This is a genomic window from Dyadobacter sp. CY345, assembly GCF_021502725.1.
GTDB lineage: Bacteria > Bacteroidota > Bacteroidia > Cytophagales > Spirosomataceae > Dyadobacter.
In genome coordinates, this window is record NZ_JAKFFS010000001.1 from 1,559,986 (window position 1) to 1,578,345 (window position 18,360).

General features: G+C 39.9%; 15 protein-coding genes and 1 tRNA gene. 2 read left to right on the forward strand and 14 right to left on the reverse strand.

The features are described 5' to 3' along the window. Window positions 1–15: 15 nt before the first annotated feature. Window positions 16–2,436: a TonB-dependent receptor plug domain-containing protein gene (locus L0657_RS06495; RefSeq protein ID WP_235149607.1), complete on the reverse strand. Its 2,421-nt coding sequence runs from the start codon at window positions 2,434–2,436 to the stop codon at window positions 16–18. Between the two features lie 785 nt (window positions 2,437–3,221). Here L0657_RS06495 and L0657_RS06500 point away from each other — a divergent pair. Beyond that, a complete protein-coding gene (locus tag L0657_RS06500) occupies window positions 3,222–4,121 on the forward strand; it encodes an SDR family oxidoreductase (RefSeq protein WP_235149608.1) in 900 nt (299 codons plus the stop codon). 145 nt (window positions 4,122–4,266) lie between these two features. Here the strand turns inward: L0657_RS06500 and L0657_RS06505 are convergent, their stop codons facing one another. The 6 genes from L0657_RS06505 to L0657_RS06530 form a co-directional block, all read right to left on the reverse strand. Then, the gene (locus L0657_RS06505) at window positions 4,267–4,920 is read right to left on the reverse strand and encodes a carbonic anhydrase (RefSeq protein ID WP_235149609.1); all 654 of its coding nucleotides are present in this window, start codon (window positions 4,918–4,920) and stop codon (window positions 4,267–4,269) included. Window positions 4,921–5,173: 253 nt separating this feature from the next. Next, the gene (locus tag L0657_RS06510; RefSeq protein WP_235149610.1) at window positions 5,174–5,863 is read right to left on the reverse strand and encodes a LuxR C-terminal-related transcriptional regulator; all 690 of its coding nucleotides are present in this window, start codon (window positions 5,861–5,863) and stop codon (window positions 5,174–5,176) included. Between the two features lie 304 nt (window positions 5,864–6,167). After that, on the reverse strand, window positions 6,168–6,581 hold the full coding sequence (locus L0657_RS06515; RefSeq protein WP_235149611.1) for a response regulator: 414 nt from the start codon (window positions 6,579–6,581) through the stop codon (window positions 6,168–6,170). 882 nt (window positions 6,582–7,463) lie between these two features. Then, the gene (locus L0657_RS06520) at window positions 7,464–7,889 is read right to left on the reverse strand and encodes a hypothetical protein (protein WP_235149612.1); all 426 of its coding nucleotides are present in this window, start codon (window positions 7,887–7,889) and stop codon (window positions 7,464–7,466) included. 153 nt (window positions 7,890–8,042) lie between these two features. Continuing rightward, complete coding sequence (locus L0657_RS06525; RefSeq protein ID WP_235149613.1) at window positions 8,043–8,471, reverse strand: response regulator; 429 nt, start codon at window positions 8,469–8,471, stop codon at window positions 8,043–8,045. A 451-nt stretch (window positions 8,472–8,922) separates the two neighbouring features. Beyond that, on the reverse strand, window positions 8,923–10,161 hold the full coding sequence (locus L0657_RS06530) for a sorbosone dehydrogenase family protein (RefSeq protein WP_235149614.1): 1,239 nt from the start codon (window positions 10,159–10,161) through the stop codon (window positions 8,923–8,925). Between the two features lie 784 nt (window positions 10,162–10,945). Here L0657_RS06530 and L0657_RS06535 point away from each other — a divergent pair. Next, window positions 10,946–11,848 (forward strand): NAD(P)-dependent oxidoreductase, encoded by a 903-nt coding sequence (locus tag L0657_RS06535; protein ID WP_235149615.1) that lies wholly within the window; start codon window positions 10,946–10,948, stop codon window positions 11,846–11,848. 307 nt (window positions 11,849–12,155) lie between these two features. Here L0657_RS06535 and L0657_RS06540 read toward each other — a convergent pair. From L0657_RS06540 to L0657_RS06570, 7 genes are all read right to left on the reverse strand, one after another. After that, window positions 12,156–12,242, reverse strand: a tRNA-Ser gene (locus L0657_RS06540). Window positions 12,243–12,531: 289 nt separating this feature from the next. Continuing rightward, entirely contained in the window at window positions 12,532–12,780 is a 249-nt protein-coding gene (locus L0657_RS06545; protein ID WP_235149616.1) for a protealysin inhibitor emfourin, read from the reverse strand. 332 nt (window positions 12,781–13,112) lie between these two features. Beyond that, a complete protein-coding gene (locus L0657_RS06550; protein ID WP_235149617.1) occupies window positions 13,113–14,186 on the reverse strand; it encodes an asparaginase in 1,074 nt (357 codons plus the stop codon). Between the two features lie 26 nt (window positions 14,187–14,212). Further along, the gene (locus tag L0657_RS06555; RefSeq protein WP_235149618.1) at window positions 14,213–14,980 is read right to left on the reverse strand and encodes a TatD family hydrolase; all 768 of its coding nucleotides are present in this window, start codon (window positions 14,978–14,980) and stop codon (window positions 14,213–14,215) included. 27 nt (window positions 14,981–15,007) lie between these two features. After that, window positions 15,008–16,009: a glycosyltransferase gene (locus L0657_RS06560; RefSeq protein ID WP_235149619.1), complete on the reverse strand. Its 1,002-nt coding sequence runs from the start codon at window positions 16,007–16,009 to the stop codon at window positions 15,008–15,010. A 53-nt stretch (window positions 16,010–16,062) separates the two neighbouring features. Further along, window positions 16,063–16,686, reverse strand: coding sequence for a polysaccharide deacetylase family protein (locus L0657_RS06565; protein ID WP_235149620.1), 624 nt, complete (start codon window positions 16,684–16,686; stop codon window positions 16,063–16,065). 161 nt (window positions 16,687–16,847) lie between these two features. After that, window positions 16,848–18,356: a glutamate synthase subunit beta gene (locus tag L0657_RS06570; RefSeq protein WP_235149621.1), complete on the reverse strand. Its 1,509-nt coding sequence runs from the start codon at window positions 18,354–18,356 to the stop codon at window positions 16,848–16,850. Window positions 18,357–18,360 lie beyond the last annotated feature (4 nt).

Below are 18,360 nucleotides of genomic sequence, written 5' to 3' on the forward strand. Positions count from 1 at the left end.
ATTTATAAGCGTTAATTAAAAATTATTTATAGCGTAATTAAGTTTGAGATAAAATGCTCTTCCGGGTTTCTGGACAGCAAAATTGTCGTAGGCCTGTTGGTCAAAAATATTTTTCAGGTCGGCGCTGACGATGAATTTTTTGTTTGGGAAAACGTAGCTTACTCCAATGTCCTGAATATATTGTCGTGGAGTTCTGAAATCCTCAATGTCAAGCCAGGTTGTGTAAAACCGCTCAACAAATCTGAATCCGTAATAAATATTCAGAATCGAGCTTTTTGACAAGACGTCTTTTACTGCATATTGAATTGAAGCATTGGAAGTAAAAAATGGCTCGTTGGGCAATTGCTTGTTATAATAATCGTATTCTCTTCCGTTTGCGTCGTACTGCGTATTGAAAACAGAATTGAATTTTGAGAGATTAAAACTCACGTTGAGATTTTTATTAAATGTATAGTTTGCTTCCGCCTCAAAACCGATTGCTTTTGTTTTGCCAAGGTTTTCAAATGGGTCAGTCTGCACGGCATCGTTGAGTCTTGGATTGACGCGGCGAACGATTTTGTCTTTTGTATCCCGTAAAAAGCCAGATAATCCGAATGAAAATTTATGTCTTTCCAGACTATATGGACCTGCTCTGAACCCCAGATTTAAGTTATTGCTAATTTCCGGGCGTATCCCAAAATTCTCTACAATGTTCTCGCCAGGACTTCCAAATACTTCTTCCTCGGACGGAAGCCTTACTGCTTTTTCAGCGGAGGTGAGCAGGTATAAGTTTGTTTTGATTGCATAAGAAATTGCTGCTCCATATCCCGTTGTGGTTTTATTGCTCGTAACTCTATCTTCCTGGCGTGTATTTTCTCCGCCAACCACAACCAGCACGGGATCCATCCGGTCAATTTTCTGCTGGTAGTATTTCCCGAACAGGCTGGTTCTCAGCTTCGCATCAAAAGCTTTAAGTTCATAGGCAACTGAGGTAATATTTTTTGTCAGATCTCTCGTGCCGATGAATTCTCTCTCTCTTTCAGAGCGCACAAAGTCCTGCTCAGTTCTGTCAATTGTGTAAAAAATATGGTTGAGGACCAGTCTGTGATTTTCTGTGATATCGTAATTGAGTCCACCACGGGCAGTCGTCACGCGACGGTTGATGTGATTCATCGTAGGTGCACCTTGCTGTGCGCCGGCTGGCCGTAATATAGGATCGCCATTAAGTCCGAGACTGAGTTCGCCAAACCAGTTGTAGTTCCATCTGACAGTATCAATCACAACTTGTTTTCTGCTGCTTGACATTCCGCTCAACGTCGCTTCAAGCCCTTTGATCAGAAAATTTTTCTTGCGGTAATTGACACTGAAAACGTTTGCCTGAGATTCCGTAAACCTTCCTTTGTAGGGTATCGACATGTAGGTGCCATGCTGTATTTCGTTAAAATCACTTGATCCGTTATATCCTAGAAAGAACTGGTCTGCCCATTTTACGTCTGTAAACCCAATTTCAAACTGACCGCCAATGGACCGATAGGCATCATTGAAGCGCTTTGCTCTGACATAATCGTATCTGCCGTTAGGTAAAATATTTCTTACAAATTTCCCCCAAACTTCGTAGTCATTGTCTGAGTAATTATAAAATCCTGATCCTTTTACAGTCAATCCGTTTTTGTTATTTCTATACATACCCGTCAAGCTGGATTGAAGCGTATTAAATGAACCGTAAGAAACAGAAGCAGTCAGGTTATTATTCATCCCCTTTTTCAAGATTACATTGATTGCGCCTCCAAGTGCGTCATCAGCAAGGTGGGCGGGAATCACGCCCTTATAAACTTCGATTCGTTCGATATTAGAAGGTGGAATACTATTCAAGCTGAAAGAGGCTCCATAAGTGGAGATTGGAATGCCATCTATGAAAATGCGAACGGAGCCGCCCGACATCCCGTTTAAATTATAGGTCACAGCAGATCCTAAACCACCGTTTTGACGAACTCTGATACCAGCCGATCGGTCCAAAAGTTCATTCGTTTGAATATTTCGGGTTGCTACTTCTTTGGTATCAATCACGTTGACAGCGAAACCCTGCGTTTCGATCTCTTTCTTTTCCGTTTTCTGTAATATTTGTACCTCATTCAGATCAAATGCGGCTTTTTTGACCATAATATCCAGATCGTGCTGTGATTTGTTAACATGGATCTTCACACTTTTTGACTGAATCTCGACTGAGGTTGTCAGAATCTCCTGGTGTCCATAAGGGACATTTTTTAATTCAAAATCACCGCGAACATCGGACATTGTCACGAGACTTGTACCCGCCAATCTAACCGTCACGTGACTAACAAAATCGCCTCCGTTCTCTTTAACTTTTCCTTTAACGGTTGCCGTTTGGACAGGCTTGGTTTGAGCAAAAACTGAATATTGAAGGATGAGGAATAAGATCAGATAAAAATATTTCATAGGTATTGATAAGGAGTGCTTTTAACGCGTCGGGTAAAATTATTTGTCTGGATAGGCGGTAGAAAAATTATTTTAAACTAGACCTATTCTAAGTTAAAGTCTCTAATTTTTCCATGTTGCCTTTGTTCATTACCATGGTTTGTTTTGATTGATTATCCTATGGAAAGCATAGGTTTGGAAGTTTCGAAGCCGAAAAGTATTAAGGACTGGGGTAGGATACTAGCAAATTCCTTCTCGCGTCATAAAAACTCCCGATAACGTCAGTCGTCAAAAGTCATTTTTTTGAGCCTATCAGCAAGTTGCCAGATAGACGTTTGTGGCAGAAATTCAATGCTTCTTTCTAGTAAATGATTTCAATATGACGGGCGAGTGATTTCTTGGAAGTATCATCTTGTTCTTACAAAGGAAAGTCAAAATCTATTTTCTGTTGCAAATGTTGCGGCTTGTATTGTTCAACAAGTACCTCAAAATTGGAAGATGTTTCAGCAGTAATAACAGGACAATTTAGTATATCTTCAAAACCTTTCCTGAGAGCCAAAAACTTTACTAATCCTGGGAAAATTTGCAGAGACGGCAATTATTAATTCAATTCCAATTAAGTTCGTGAATTTCAGTAAGAATCATTCTTTCCGGAATTATTAGATTTGAACAGAATCATATCTTGAAATCCTTGAAATTTTTTCTTAGGCTGCTTCAAAATATATCATTGGCAAAGTTTTGGTATTGTATGGTGCTTTGAAATCCAGTCGTGATTTCATGTACTATATTAACAAAACTTCATTAACATGTCTGAATCAATAAATTTGTCACTTCAAAATCCGGTTGATAAATATCCCCAACCACCATTTAATAAACAGCCGCAACAAGTGCCAGGATTGGCTTCAAAGATGGATCCACAACCTGATCATGGTGAAACGTCATACAAAGGATCCGGACGTTTGGCAGGTAGAAAGGCTTTGATCACCGGTGGAGATTCAGGAATTGGTCGTGCTGCGGCCATTGCTTACGCACGGGAAGGAGCCGACGTGGTTATCAATTATTTGCCGTCGGAACAATCTGATGCAGACGAGGTAATTGAGCTGATCGAGGCTGAGGGACGTAAAGGGTATGGGATCCCGGGGGATATCACTGAGGAATCTTTTTGTAAAAAACTTGTAGAAGAGGCTGTCGGAAAACTGGGTGGTCTGGATATATTGGTAAATAATGCAGGTCATCAACAGGCGGTAGAATCCTTGCTCGACCTGACTTCGGAGGGATTTGACGAAACAATAAAAACTAATATTTATGCTCCTTTCTGGATTACCAAGGCAGCTTTGCCGCATCTGGCTCCTGGTTCCGTAATTATTGCCACGTCATCAGTTCAGGCATATGACCCATCTAACAATCTGTTTGATTACGCGCAGACGAAAGCGGCTAATGTTGCCTATGTAAAATCGCTGGCCAAACAATTAGGACCAAAAGGTATTCGTGTTAACGGAGTTGCGCCAGGACCGGTTTGGACGCCGTTGCAAGTGAGTGGAGGACAGCCACAAGATTCGATTGTGGAATTTGGTAAAGTTACACCATTGGGCAGACCTGGTCAGCCGGCGGAATTAGCTTCTATATTTGTTCAGCTCGCGGCCGAAGATGCAAGTTTTGCCACCGGGCAAATCTACGGTGCAGCTGGTGGAAATGGTCATCCATAATAATTTGATTGTCACCATAACGAAAAAAGCACGACCTCGGCCGTGCTTTCTTCGTATAATATTTATCTGACAACAACTCAGACTATTTAACTCTGCTGAATTTTCGATATTGATAAATCAAGCTTTATAAGCTAGTCGGAAATTATTACTTTTCCTGCTTTATCGGATCAGCCAGATCCAGGCGATAAATTTCCATGATGTTTTGCAAAAGTTTTTTGAAGTCAATATTCAAGTCGATCAAGCCTCCTGAATGCACATCAAAAACCCATCCATGAACAGTCAAATCACGGTCACGCTGCGCTTTTTGCACCTCGGCCGTTTTAATTACATTTATACACTGCTCCTGAACATTCAATTCTACCAGTCTTTTGTAGCGAGATTCCTCATCTTCAATCTTATTCAATTCATCCCGGTGCGTGCGATAAACATCACGGATATTTCTAAGCCACGGGTTTAATATTCCCAAGTCTCCAGATTTCATGGCCGCCTGAACACCGCCGCAATAGTAATGCCCGCATACGACGATATGGTTTACTTTAAGATGTTCAACTGCGTAGTTGATAACAGACATTACACTTAAATCTGTGTTTGGAACCATATTGGCGATGTTTCTTAACACGAAAGCTTCGCCAGGCGCGATTCCCATTAACTCTTCGGCTGAAACCCGGCTGTCAGAACAGCCGATGTAGAGAATATCCGGCGTTTGCCCTTTTGAAAGTTCTGTAAAATAGTCTGGTTCAACTTTAAGCTTCGTTTGAACCCAGTTCTGATTATTCTTAAAAATTTGTGCAATATCCATTTTAGTAACTTTTTAGTTAAGAGTTATTATTACCATTACTTAACGTCAACCAACAGTATTTGTCCATAATAGTTATTCAGTATTTGTGACAAAAAGTCTGCACCTGAATGAATGATTTCAAAAGTGTCAGACTGCGACCTGCCTTAATTCATGACGGCGCTAATTTCATAATATCTGGTGCTGATTCATAATTATCAAATAACTTTTTTACAGCATAATTTTTAACGTTGATCAGCAATCGCGCAGGAATTTGTTAAGATTTTGTAATTGTACTATTTAACTCATCATAATATTTATCAACCAACTCTGGTAAATTATTGACTCCCAGTTTTTTAAATAAAATAGACTTGTGTGTCGCCAAAGTTGAATTGGCAATTCCCAGGGAATACGCAATCGTAGAAGTTGATTGTCCCTGGATTATGCCCTGGGCAATTTGAAATTGACGTCTGCTTAGCGTATAAACCGGGCTGGCAGACCACTTTTTAGGATTACCTGTCAGGGTTTTACTTCTTCTGATATTTTCGGTTAAAGTTTCCTGCGCCATTTGTTCCATTAAGGCGCGACATAAATATTGATGTCCGCCCAGAACTGATACGATGGATTCTGCAATTTCTTCGCAGCCGGCGTTCTGTGTTAAAAAGCCGTTGGCACCGGCCAATAAGCAATCGAGGGCATCGGAATATTTCATATCCCGGGAAAAAATCAAGATTCGGGTTTTGCTACTTGGTTGCTTGACATATTCAATTACATCAGTTGTCACTGTTGAGACTGCGCCGATAATGACAAGATCAAATGAGTCGAATTTGATCTTGGAAAGATTTGAGGTTTTTGATGACAGGCTTTTAAAAGATGTCGCAAGCGAGACGTAATCTTTTGTTATTTTCTCTAGGCCAGCTCTTACTACAAAACTATTATCAATAAATAAAATCTTGAAATTTGTCATAATTAATAAAACTCGAACGGGTATTGTGGTAGGTATTGAAAGCAGAAACTTTGCACTGCACAGATCTGTCTTTGCATTTATGGTCAGTGATAGTAGGCAGGATGCCTTTGATTCTCTCCGAGGTTATGGCAGCGCACCTTTTAGAATAATAAGCGGCTTCTAATGTCTAAATAGACAGTTTGCGGTTTTATGTTAAATATTTTACAACAGCATATCATTTATGTACGAAGAATTTTGTAGCAAGTAATTCTGCCCTTACACTTGTTCAGTCTGAAATGATCATCTGTTAGTGAGCAAGTTATGATTAAATTAACATGGATTCCAATTCCTTTGGATTTAGTGGTTTGGATAAAAATCCAGATAACAAAGGATGCGTTTTCGCCCTTTTCAATTCATCATAGTCCAGGGACGATGAAAGCATGATAATGGTGAACCGGCGGCAAAATTCTTCTCCATGCCTGGCGAGCGCATCCAAAAAATCCCATCCGCTTAGTAAGGGCATATTGATGTCCAGAAGAATTATTGTCTTAGCGTCGGCAGGAATTTCTTGCTGTTGAATAGTAGCAAGAGCAATTTCAGGGTCTGAATAAACCTGAACTTCTGCCTCGGGGTTGTATTTTAATACATTAAATTTAGCGATCGTGTTACATATTTTGTCGTCGTCAACAAGCATAAAACGTGTTGGAGGTAAGTTGTCGTTTTTTTGAGATTGATTCATTATAACTTTGAGTAAAATTTTATGGGCGTATGTTGGTTGGTTTACGGGCAATCGGCGACGGTAAAACGGTATGATAATATCTGTTTATTTTAAGCTTTGACCTTATTAACAATCCCTAAAACATGAAGAGAATTGCTATGAACGTCATTCTAGTCACAGACAAAACGTTAAAGTGATTAACGTCCCCGCTATACGAAAGTGACTTGTTGCCATCTATAATTGCCACGCTGAATAGGATTTATCGGGTTGGTATCGGGATATATAATATCCAACAAACTTGTAGAGAAGAAAGGGTAAATATTGAACCGTATTCGGTTTGGAAGCTTCATATATTCTTTTAGATTTTTTCAGGTCTATTCAATGCCTTCCTAACAATTATAAAGCCTCCTTAAAACGATTTGACAATCAGATGTTTTAAGATACAGATAAATATATCGGCGTATAATTTATTAAAGTAATAGGTAGTCGGAAGCAAGCATCTTGTAGCAAATAAATAAGGAGCTCAATCGTATGACAAATTATATCTACAAAAATTATGCCAAAACTGGCTAAAATTGTAGAATTATATCTATTTCCTCGTTAAATGATATTTAGTGCGAATTCGTCAGATAATCGAGAGAGAGGATTATAAATGTAGACATATCCGCAGGTACATTAGACGCAGCTAACTCAGAATTATTTCCAATATTTCTTATTGGCGTGAAGCTAGTTAAATCTTGTGGCGGTCACTTTGGAGAAGTATAATACTTACCCTCCTTTAAGTTGAAATCCTAAAAAAATAAGGCTCAAACCTTAGTTCAGTAACTACCATAAGGTAGATTTATTGATCTAATTTTTGAGCCAAAAGAAACTGAGTCTGGCAGAATAACAAAAGTTGCAGGATTATTTGGTCTTCAAAATAACCTGACCATCCGGATAGTTGATGTCGGCTTTGTTTTCTGCGGTTATAAAAAAGCTCTGAGGTTCGAATGGCGTTGCGGTATTGAGCTCGCTTTTAAGTGCTTTTGAAAAAAGGCCGGTTTCATTTTTAACCTGACCCAAATTCTTAATTCCATTATTTCGTGTATTGGCCCACAGTACATAGGTATTCCGGGATTCAACCAAATCGTTTGCCGGTGCAAGATTTTTTACCGATAATTTTACTCCGTAATTATCGTTTTTGTCTTTTTTCATTTTGATGCTTCCTTCGGCTGCCGGAACGATAGCCGAGTTATTAAATACAAACTTTTTACTACAAGAAGTAATAATAAATACCATCAAAATCGGTAAAAGAAAATTCAGTAGGACGCTTGTGAAGGACTTTTTCATTTTCGCAAATTTATTTACTGCGGCACCTTACGATGATCGCTGATAAGTTAATCTAATTTTTACCCGGAGTTACTAATTTTGTGCCAAGACGGGAGAAGACGGGTGAAAGATACCTGGACATTCGGTAGTTATTGAACCAACATCTTAAATTAATCAATCCCAATTATTTCTGCCAGGTAATATAGCCCTTTCCCAGTATCCACAAATGTAGGATAACTGCTCTTTTAAAGCGTCGTACGTCGGCGGTTTCAGGTAAAAGCCTTGTACCAAAGATAGATATGCTTCGTCAACATCTCTCGGATTAACAGAATCTGATAGAAAGATAAATGGTATAGAGCGTTTTTTCAATTCGTCATCCGCGTTGATTTTTTCCTTTAATTCAAGTCCGGTGATCTGAGGAATGTTTAGGTCGCAAAGAATGAAAAATGGTCTCTCCTCTGTATTGCGGAGATATTCTAATAGCTGGTAGCCGTTGTCAAAATTGACAACCTTACTTTCACAACCTATATCTGATAAGGCAGTTGAAACCAAGAATTTATCATCTAAATCGCCTCCTACGTATAATATCGCGTCTTTTCCCATATGGAATTTCTGTTAAATATATTTTGGTTACCATAAAATAGTATGCCAATAATCAACCCATACCGACCAATTTGCCATATTAAATCGGGTTAATTTGGAAATGCAATCTTATGCTTAATTTGAAAAATAGTGGCAAGGCATCGAATAGGTTACTGCTATTTCTTGGAAATGAAGCAAGTTTGTCGCCTACCATAATCAGATTAATTTGCTGAAAAGGTTATGGATGGGAAACAGTTTTACCATCCATAACCCGTTAAGTTATTCGATAATTGTACTCCTTCTACAAAGTATTTAGAGGTCAAAGACAATTAGAAGATATTAACCTCAAAGTGGTGACCAACACATATCTGCCACACGCACCGTTAAAGTAAATGTGGCAGATTTTATGTTTCAGAATTATTCTTGAAACCGAAGATTTAATAGCTAAATGTGCCTTTCCGATTACCGAAGTTTATTGGTGTGAAACTCTGTATATTACCCCATTAGTATCGTCGGAGACCAACAATGAACCGTCAGTATGAACCGCAAGTCCCACAAGTCTGGCAAAATGAGCTTTATTGTCATTGACTACAAAACCGGTCAGGAAATCGTCAAACCGTACTGGTTTTCCGTTTTCAAAATGCATACGTACTATCTTATAACCCACCGGTGAACTACGGTTCCAGGATCCGCGCATAGCTACAAAAGCATCATTTTTAAATTCTGCGGGAAACTGGGAAGCGGTATAAAATGTCATGGCCATTGGGGCGGCATGAGCGTCGTAGGTCAGAGCTGGCAATGTAGACTTTTGGAGATATTGCTGGTAAGTTGAATCGCCTTCGGGCCTGGTGCCAGGGTTGTATTTTCCTTCGCCATATATGTAGGGCCAGCCGTAATCAGCTCCCTGTTTGATCAGGTTGACTTCCTCTCGCTGTTCATCGTCGCCTAGCCAGTCAATACCATGATCCATTCCCCACATTTCTTTCGTCTCAGGATGCCAGCCAAAACCAATGGTGTTTCTCAGTCCTTTCGCAAATATTTTTCTCTCACCGCCATCCGTATTAGCCTGCAAAATCGTTGCATTTTCCATGTTCGATTCTGGGCATGAATTACAGGTGCTGCCTACTGTTAAATACATCTTCCCGTCCGGACCAAAAGAAATTGTTCTGTTTGGATGCTGGCCTCCGTCGGGCAAATCACTAATAAGCATCGTCGGAGTTCCAAGCGTACCATCCGCATTAATATCTGCTGAGTATACTTCTTTCACAGCAACCATATACAGTTTGTTGTTATAAAGAGAAAGCCCATGAACTTGTTTGATATTAGCAACAGTTTTTTTGTCTTCGGCAATCCCATCGCCATCGGCATCAATAAGCAACATCACCACGCCCGCATCCCGGTCTGATGCGTAGACCATTCCCTTGCCTGCTGATAGCAATATTCTCGGTTTCCCGAGCCCATCTGCGAACTTGTTAACTTTAAAACCTGACGGAACTTTCAATTGATTTACATTCTCATCGCTAGCAGCTACAAGCGCTGGCCTAAACACGTAACCTTTTATTTCAGATTGCGTCGTTTCCTTATCCGTCTCAGGAATAATACTATCCCAAAAGCTATCTCCATCCTTGCAGCTGGCAATGAAAATTGAACCCAACGCAATTGCCAGGCTGAAACGGAATATCAACTGTAAATAATTATAGTTAGTTTTCATAGTTAAAAATATTAGATGATTGATTTGTTGAACACTTATTCTGCTTGACAACTTAACGATCGCCAATTGCCATCTAAATGAGGTAATCAGGAAATTTGTCAAGATTGGTTTTTAAATGGAATGGCATTAAGTGGTGGCAAACTATATTAAGTTCGTGCCTGTTTGAAACACTTACCTGACAATCTGTTATGAATTGAAATGGGAGATTTGTGTAGATTATATTGCACCGTATAGCAAAAGATGGGTTTTTGCACAGTGCAGGCGTGCCCACTTTCTTTCGGAACCGTGTTGAAAAAAGCATTTTTCGCCCACGGTTTTGATTGTTATTTCAAATTAGTTTTTAATTAGAGTGAGCATTAATAAATTGATTTTTCAAAGTCCATCGTCTTCTGATGAGTTAGTCCATATTTCGCGTGATGAACCTCAGATTTTTTTAGAAGTCTCAGAAGCTTACATCGGGTTATTCAGATGTGGTTGCGTTTGATCTGCTCTCTCATTATTTTATGTTCAAATTAAATTTTCGGTCAAGTACATAGCCTTAACAGATTATAGTAGCTTACAAGGTTTCGCTTGTATTGCCCAGGATTTCTGATGCGTTTTTGCTAATAAATAGATAACTATGTGCAACGGTTCCGGGACAAATGCCCTTATCAAGCCAATTCTCTTACTACATGAGGAATAATCTTTTAAACTGATAAGTCTAAACAATCCGAAAAACAAGGATTCGACTACGCACACTTTCATCGTTAGTGAACAATCAAATCATTATTAAACGGGAAAATACATGACTAAAAAGCGAATATTTTTTACTGGCGGATCAGGGAAAGCAGGAAAGCACGTGATACCTTACCTGCTCGACGAGGGACACAAGGTGATGAATGTAGATATGGTGGCTTTGGATCACCCAGGAGTGGATAATCTGATAGCTGATATTACTGACTCCGGACAAATGTTCAATGCCATGAGTTCGTACGCCGGGTTAAATGAGCTGGAACCAGGTATTGGGGTGCAACCATTTGATGCTGTTGTACATTTTGCTGCTGTGCCCAGGATCCTGATCAAACCTGACAATGAGACTTTTCGGGTCAATACGATAGGCACATACAATGTGATTGAAGCAGCTGTTAAGCTTGGAATTAAAAAGATAATTATTGCCTCTTCAGAGACTACCTACGGTATCTGTTTTTCGGACGGACAAACCGACCCTCATGTGCTGCCTTTGGAAGAAGATTATGATGTTGATCCCATGGATAGCTACGGATTATCAAAGGTAGTTAATGAGAAAACGGCACGCAGCTTCCAGCGACGGTCAGGCTTTGATATCTATGCCCTACGTATCGGGAATGTAATTGAGCCCCACGAATACGCTGAACTGTTTCCACATTATTTTAAACATCCTGAAGTGCGCCGCAGAAATGCGTTCTGTTATATTGATGCCCGTGATCTAGGACAGATTGTTGATTTATGTTTGAAAAAAGATGGCCTTGGTTATCAGGTTTTTAATGCCGGAAACGATCACAACGGTGCGATTGTTCCCAGCACTGAATTGGCTGATCGGTTTTTTCCTGGTGTGCCCATTACCCGAGAGTTGGAGGAACATGAAGCGTTGTTTTCAAATCGCAAAATCCGTGAAGTTTTGGGATTCAAAGAACAACATAACTGGCGGAAGTATGTGGAGATGAACTAAAGTAAACGTAAGAATTTCTTAGGTAAGAAGCGATTTATAAACCTGTGTTTTAGGTAAAGAGCGCCCATATTAACTTTGAATTGTCGTTATCCAGGGATTTGGCAGTAACGCTAGCAAAGATTGGGCTAGTCTCCTCAATAAATAGTTGAAATATTATGTTTGGGATAGCAAATCCTCACCGTTCCTTTGTTGAAATTTTTCGATTCCCTTGTGCTATTTGGGCTGATATCTATAATCTGTTGTCATAATTCTGACAACAAAAAAAGCCTGTAAATGGTTAATTTACAGGCTTTTTATTTTATTTTTGTAGAGAGGAAGAGATTCGAACTCTCGATACAGTTACCCGCATACACACTTTCCAGGCGTGCTCCTTCAACCACTCGGACACCTCTCTATTAGGTAATGTGGGTGCAAAGATAGTTTTTCTGGCCGTATTATCAAATGAATTGATGCTTTGTAACTTCTTATTTTACTATCGGAAGTACGTATGGTTGACATTCAATACATTAGGTAATTGAAGAATTTGGCTTTGTTGATATTTAAAAAATTCCTGATTTTTTAAAAGTTCACATCCTAAAATTTCAACATAGCTATTTGCAAATTAAAACGGTCAGAATTATTTGGCGCATATCTTTCTGTTTATTTTGAAGGTAATGCAAAAGATCCAGAACAGGTAGATTTTGCTAGTTATCGGAAACATTTAGTTTGGAGTGCTTGCCATTATCTTCTATTTCTATCTTATATTTTTTTAAATCAGCCCCAATTTTCGTCTCTTCTTTTTCCTGAGTCCGATTCTTGAAATCAATTGCTGCCACCATGCGGATCACTTTTTCAGCTTCTTCACTTGGCAACTTATCGGTATCCAGTTCCAGCTTCTTGTTTAATCCGGGAAAGAAACCAAATCCTCCCTCGACTTTAAATGCTATTTTCATAAGGTGTCGATTATTTAGTTGAATATCAGCAATTTATCAGACAATCCGGACATCTGTTTATGCCAGTAAATCGTTAGATTACAGAGGCTGTCTTTTTGTTGATGTCAGGGTAGGAGGGTTTTGATGACAGCCTAAATGTCAAGGGATGCTTCGAATTTTAAAGGAGGATTTTTGGGAAGCTGATAGAAAAATCTATGATGATGTGAAAATAAAAATGCCCGTAAATAATTTATTTACAGGCATTTGTTTCGTAGTAATAATGTATAAAGAAAGATTGTTCCTCGTCGGAAAGGTATATCTACTGAATTTTGATATTTATTTTGATTAATAAATCAAAGACTCATCTCGCCACAAACCGGATTTGCCAGCATATCAATACATTTGGCATGATCAACTTCTTTTCCAAAAACGTACATCATTTTCGTGATGGCTGCTTCGGCAGTTATATCTGAGCCGCTGACTACGCCGACCTGTTTCAAATATCTGCTGGTTTGATAATGTCCCTGGGAGACGCGGCCGCCGTCACATTGAGATACATTAAAAATGATGATATTCCGGTTAATTGCGTCTGTGATGGCATCAAGAAACCATTGATCGGTCATTGCATTTCCCGCTCCGTAGGTTTCCATAACGATACCTTTTAATCCGCTGATATTCAAAATCAAATGTACAACCTGCTGATTTATCCCAGGAAATAATTTGAGAAATGCTACGTTCGTATCAAGCTTCTCCCAGATATTGAGATTTTTGTGTTCGTCATAAGGTTTAATAAATGGGAAATTCCAGTCGATTCTGACGCCGGCATTGGCAAGGTGCGGATAGTTTTCAGAATGAAAAGCATTGAAGTCTGAGCTTTCCTGTTTTTTACTGCGATTTCCACGAAGTAATCGGGAATTAAAATAGATGCAAACTTCGGATAATACGGGATTTCCATCGTCAGTGACCGATGCCGCAAGTTCAAGTGCAGTAATAAAATTTTCACGCGCATCCGATCTTGCCACACCAATCGGTAGCTGCGCACCCGTCAGGATCACAGGTTTGTTCAGATCTTCTAATAAAAAACTTAATGCAGAAGCGGAATAGGCCATGGTATCTGTTCCATGCAAAATCACAAAGCTGTCGTACTGAGCATACTGATCGCCAATAATTTTTGCCAGTTCAATCCATATTTCAGGATTCATGTTGGACGAATCTATCGGTACATTCAGTGTCAAAAAAGTGATTTCGAAGTCCAATCTGCGAATTTCCGGTACCTTTTCAATCACCTGCTCAAAATTGAAGGGCACCAGCTGTTTTCCTTTTGCTTCAAAAACCATCCCTAACGTTCCCCCTGTATAAATTACCAAAACGGAAGCGCGTGGCGGCTCGGGAGAAATGGGGTTAATGCGTATTTTATTATAAGCCATTTACTTAAAAATCGTTTTTGGGAAGGTCAATTATTTAATTTCAGCATAGATTTGGCCGTCTTTGTCGTCACTTCGATAACTTCCTCTTTTCTAAGTTGTTTCAGATCAGCGACGCGCTGCGCCACGAGGTCAATATACGCAACTTCATTTCTTTTTCCACGATAGGGAGTTGGAGCGAGGTATGGACTATCGGTTTCCAGTACAAGATTTTCAAGGTCAATGAATGGAAGAACTTTATCCAACCCTCCGTTTTTAAATGTCGAAACGCCACCAATTCCCAGCTTGAATCCCAGTTCGATCGCTTTTTGCGCTTCTTCTAGCGATCCAATGAAACAGTGAAATATACCGGTCAAGGAAGAATCTCCAAATTTCTCGATCAGCGCAACGGTTTCCCAGAAAGCTTCACGACTATGAATATCAATCCATAAATTATGTTTTCGAGCTAATGCACATTGGAATAAAAACGCTTCTTCCTGCTGCGATTTAAAAGTTTTATCCCAAAATAAGTCCATGCCAATCTCGCCAATGGCTATGAATTTTTGCTTATCTAACCACTCTTCTACGATTTGTAATTCCTTTTCAAAACCGTCTTTTACGTAAGTTGGATGCAGACCAATCATTGGCAGACAGCGGTCAGGATATTTTTCAGCTAACTGCATCATTCCCGGAATCGTCGTGTGATCACAGTTGGGCATCCAGATTTGTTCTATGCCAAGGTCCCAGGCGCGCTGTAACATTTCCGTACGATCCTCATCGTACTTTTCATCATAAATATGGGCGTGCGTTTCAATCATAACATTATTATTTCCTTCAAAATTAATTCAATAAGTTCGATCTTTCCATACGGTCTTGCCGGGAATAAGATGAACGATCAACATCAAACAGCTGATACCGATGAGATAAAACCAGAAAAGTAAGACCGTTTTTAGTAAATCCCATTGTCTTAAAATCACAGTAGCGAGCAGCATAATTCCGGTGATAAAGAAATAGTTTGATACAACCATTCGTATGCTCCGCAACGGATCCCAGATGGCTATGATCATGATTCCTGGAATCAGCAGCGCTGAAAAAATAAGACAAATCCGGATGACGAGCGGCGACTGCATAATTCCCTGCATCCACCTTTTTCGCTGTGTAACAAGCTCTTTAAAAGATGACAATGGCTCAGAAATTCCAATTACATCTTTGGTATATGCCTGGACGAAACCGAATTTTTTATTCGTAATGGCCATGAAAAGTGCGTAATCCTCGACGATTGAAAATCCAATTCCTTCATAGCCTCCAACGGCATCGTAAGCTTTTCTTGTTACTGCCATATTGTTCCCGAGCCCGGAAACGGGAATACCCAGCAAAGAAAAATAGCGCATAAGGCTTAACGTAAATATCCATTCAAGGGAAAGGAAATCTGCAAGAAGGCTTCTTTTTTTCATTCTCGTCAGGCCAACGACTACGCCAGTATTCTCTTCAAAATGGGCAAGCATTTTTTCAATCCAGTCGGGTGAAACAGCTATATCAGCATCGCAAAAAAATAAGTATTTCCCTGTACTGAAATTTGCAAGTTGCGCCAGGACGTTTGCTTTTCCTTTCAAACCGGCGGTCTGAGCTGAAATTTTGTAGTATTTAAAATATGGTTTGTCTTTTATATATTTCTGAATAATACTGGCAGTTTCGTCTGAAGAATCGTCATCGCCGATGCAGATTTCTATTTTTTCTTTTGAGAATCCTAATGCTTCGAGCGAGCGTAGACAGCGTTCAATATTTGCTTCTTCATTCCTGGCGGCCAACAAAATACTTACTAAAACAGGGTTTGATTCGTTAGACATAAAGTCTTATTACTGAAACTTGAATATTATGAACGCAGTGTATTGAAATGCTGCTATAACATCGGCAAGGCTTCAAACTGGTATCCGATTTTTGTAAAATGACTCAGATATCCAGGCAAAGTGTATTGCATATTGGTAGCTGCTTTCAGGCTGTCGTGAAATAAAACAATCGAGCCAGGACCGGTATATTTAATGGATTTTTGCAAACAAATTTCCGGCTTTATATCCGCTGAAAAATCACCACTGAGTACATCCCACATGATAATTTCTGTACTTGCCGGAAGTTGTCGTGCCTGACTTTTCTTCATTCTCCCATACGGCGGACGGAATAGATTAGTCGGCATATTTAATTGTTTTTCACATAACTCAATATTGGCCAGATACTCTTCATCGTCAGATTTCCATCCGTTCATGTGATTAAAGGTATGGTTTCCAACAGAATGTCCGCACTCTAGAATCTGCCGGAAGATCTCAGGATGTTTCCGTACATTATCTCCGATGCAAAAAAAAGTTGCCTTTGCATTATATTGTTTTAATGTTTCAAGGACAAACTCAGTGATATCAGGAATTGGGCCGTCGTCAAAAGTTAAAAAAATTATTTTGTCTTTCGTATTGACAGACCACTTATAACGCGGGAACAATGCTTTAAGCCAAAAAGGAGAGTAGTGTAAAAACATTAGTATGTGTGTTTACAGAGAACCAGAGTCGAAAATTTTATTATTCAAATATAAGGACGATCACTGGTAACCCGTTAAAAATTGTTTTATCAGAAATTACAACAAAATAAGCCACTCATTACGAGTGGCTTATTCTATCAATATATTTATTTTTCAGAAAATCAGGCGTGAGCAAAAACCGGGTTGAGCATGGAAACCGATTTTGCTTCCAGAAATGATTCGCCCATGAGGAATTCGTCCACGGCACGTGCTGCTTCACGACCTTCGCTGATTGCCCACACTACCAAAGATTGTCCTCTGCGGCAGTCACCCGCTGCAAAAACTTTCTCATTTGTAATAGACTGATATCCGTTTGCCTTGATGTTACCGCGTTCGTCAAACTCCAATTCCAGGTCTTTCAAAAGTCCGGTTTGTTGCGGATGTAGGAAACCAGCTGCCAAAAGAGCAAGCTCGCAAGGAAGCGTTTGCTCGCTGCCAGCCACTTCTTTCATCTGCATACGACCCGTTTCAGCATCTTTTTGCCAGTCAAGTGCTACTATTTTCAATCCTGTCAAATTGCCATTTTCATCATTCACAAAAGACTTTGTATTGATAGACCAGTGTCTTTCGCAACCTTCCTCATGCGACGTTGAAGTGCGCAACATCATCGGCCAGTTTGGCCAGGGCGTACTTGTATCACGATCTTTCGGAGGAACCGGCATAAGCTCAATCTGCGTTACCGATTTCGCTCCCTGACGGTTCGAGGTACCAACACAGTCAGATCCTGTATCTCCACCACCGATCACGACGACATTTTTACCTGTGGCAAGAAGTTGTCCGTTTTTGTAAGTCGCGCCTTGATGGTCAACTTCCGGGAAAATGTCAGCCACACGTTTGTTCTGCTGGCTTAAAAATTCCATTGCAAAATGCACACCTTTCAGATTACGGCCTTCAATGTTCAGATCTCTCGGAACGGTTGATCCCATGGTTAAAACCACCGCATCATAATCATTCAAAAGTTCATCCGCTTTGATGTCCACGCCAACGTTTACATTGGTGATAAACTGGATTCCTTCTTCCTGCATCACAGCGAGGCGACGGTCGATTACTTTCTTTTCCAGTTTGAAATCAGGGATACCGTAACGTAGCAGTCCACCGATCTTATCAGCGCGTTCCATCAACGAAACGGTGTGACCAGCCTGGTTCAATTGATTAGCCGCAGCCATACCTGCCGGGCCTGAACCTACGACAGCTACTTTTTTACCTGTACGTTTTTTAGGTAATCTTGGCTTTACAAGATTTAGCTCAAACGCCTTTTCTACAATTGATTTTTCTATAAATTCAATCGCAACAGGTGGTTTATTGATACCCAGAACACAGGATGCTTCGCAAGGTGCAGGGCAAATTCTTCCCGTAAATTCCGGGAAGTTATTGGTCGATATTAATATTTCATAAGCTAGTCCCCAGTTGCCATCATAAACGGCGTCGTTAAATTCCGGAATAATGTTTCCGAGCGGACATCCGTTATGGCAAAAAGGAATTCCACAATCCATACAACGTGCGGCTTGTTGCTTAGAGTGCGACTCTACCGGCATCGTCTCTATTTCCTTGTAGTCATGAAGACGCTCCTCAATAGCACGTTTTTTTGGTAATTCCCTTTCAAACTCTATAAATCCGGTTGGCTTTCCCATTCTT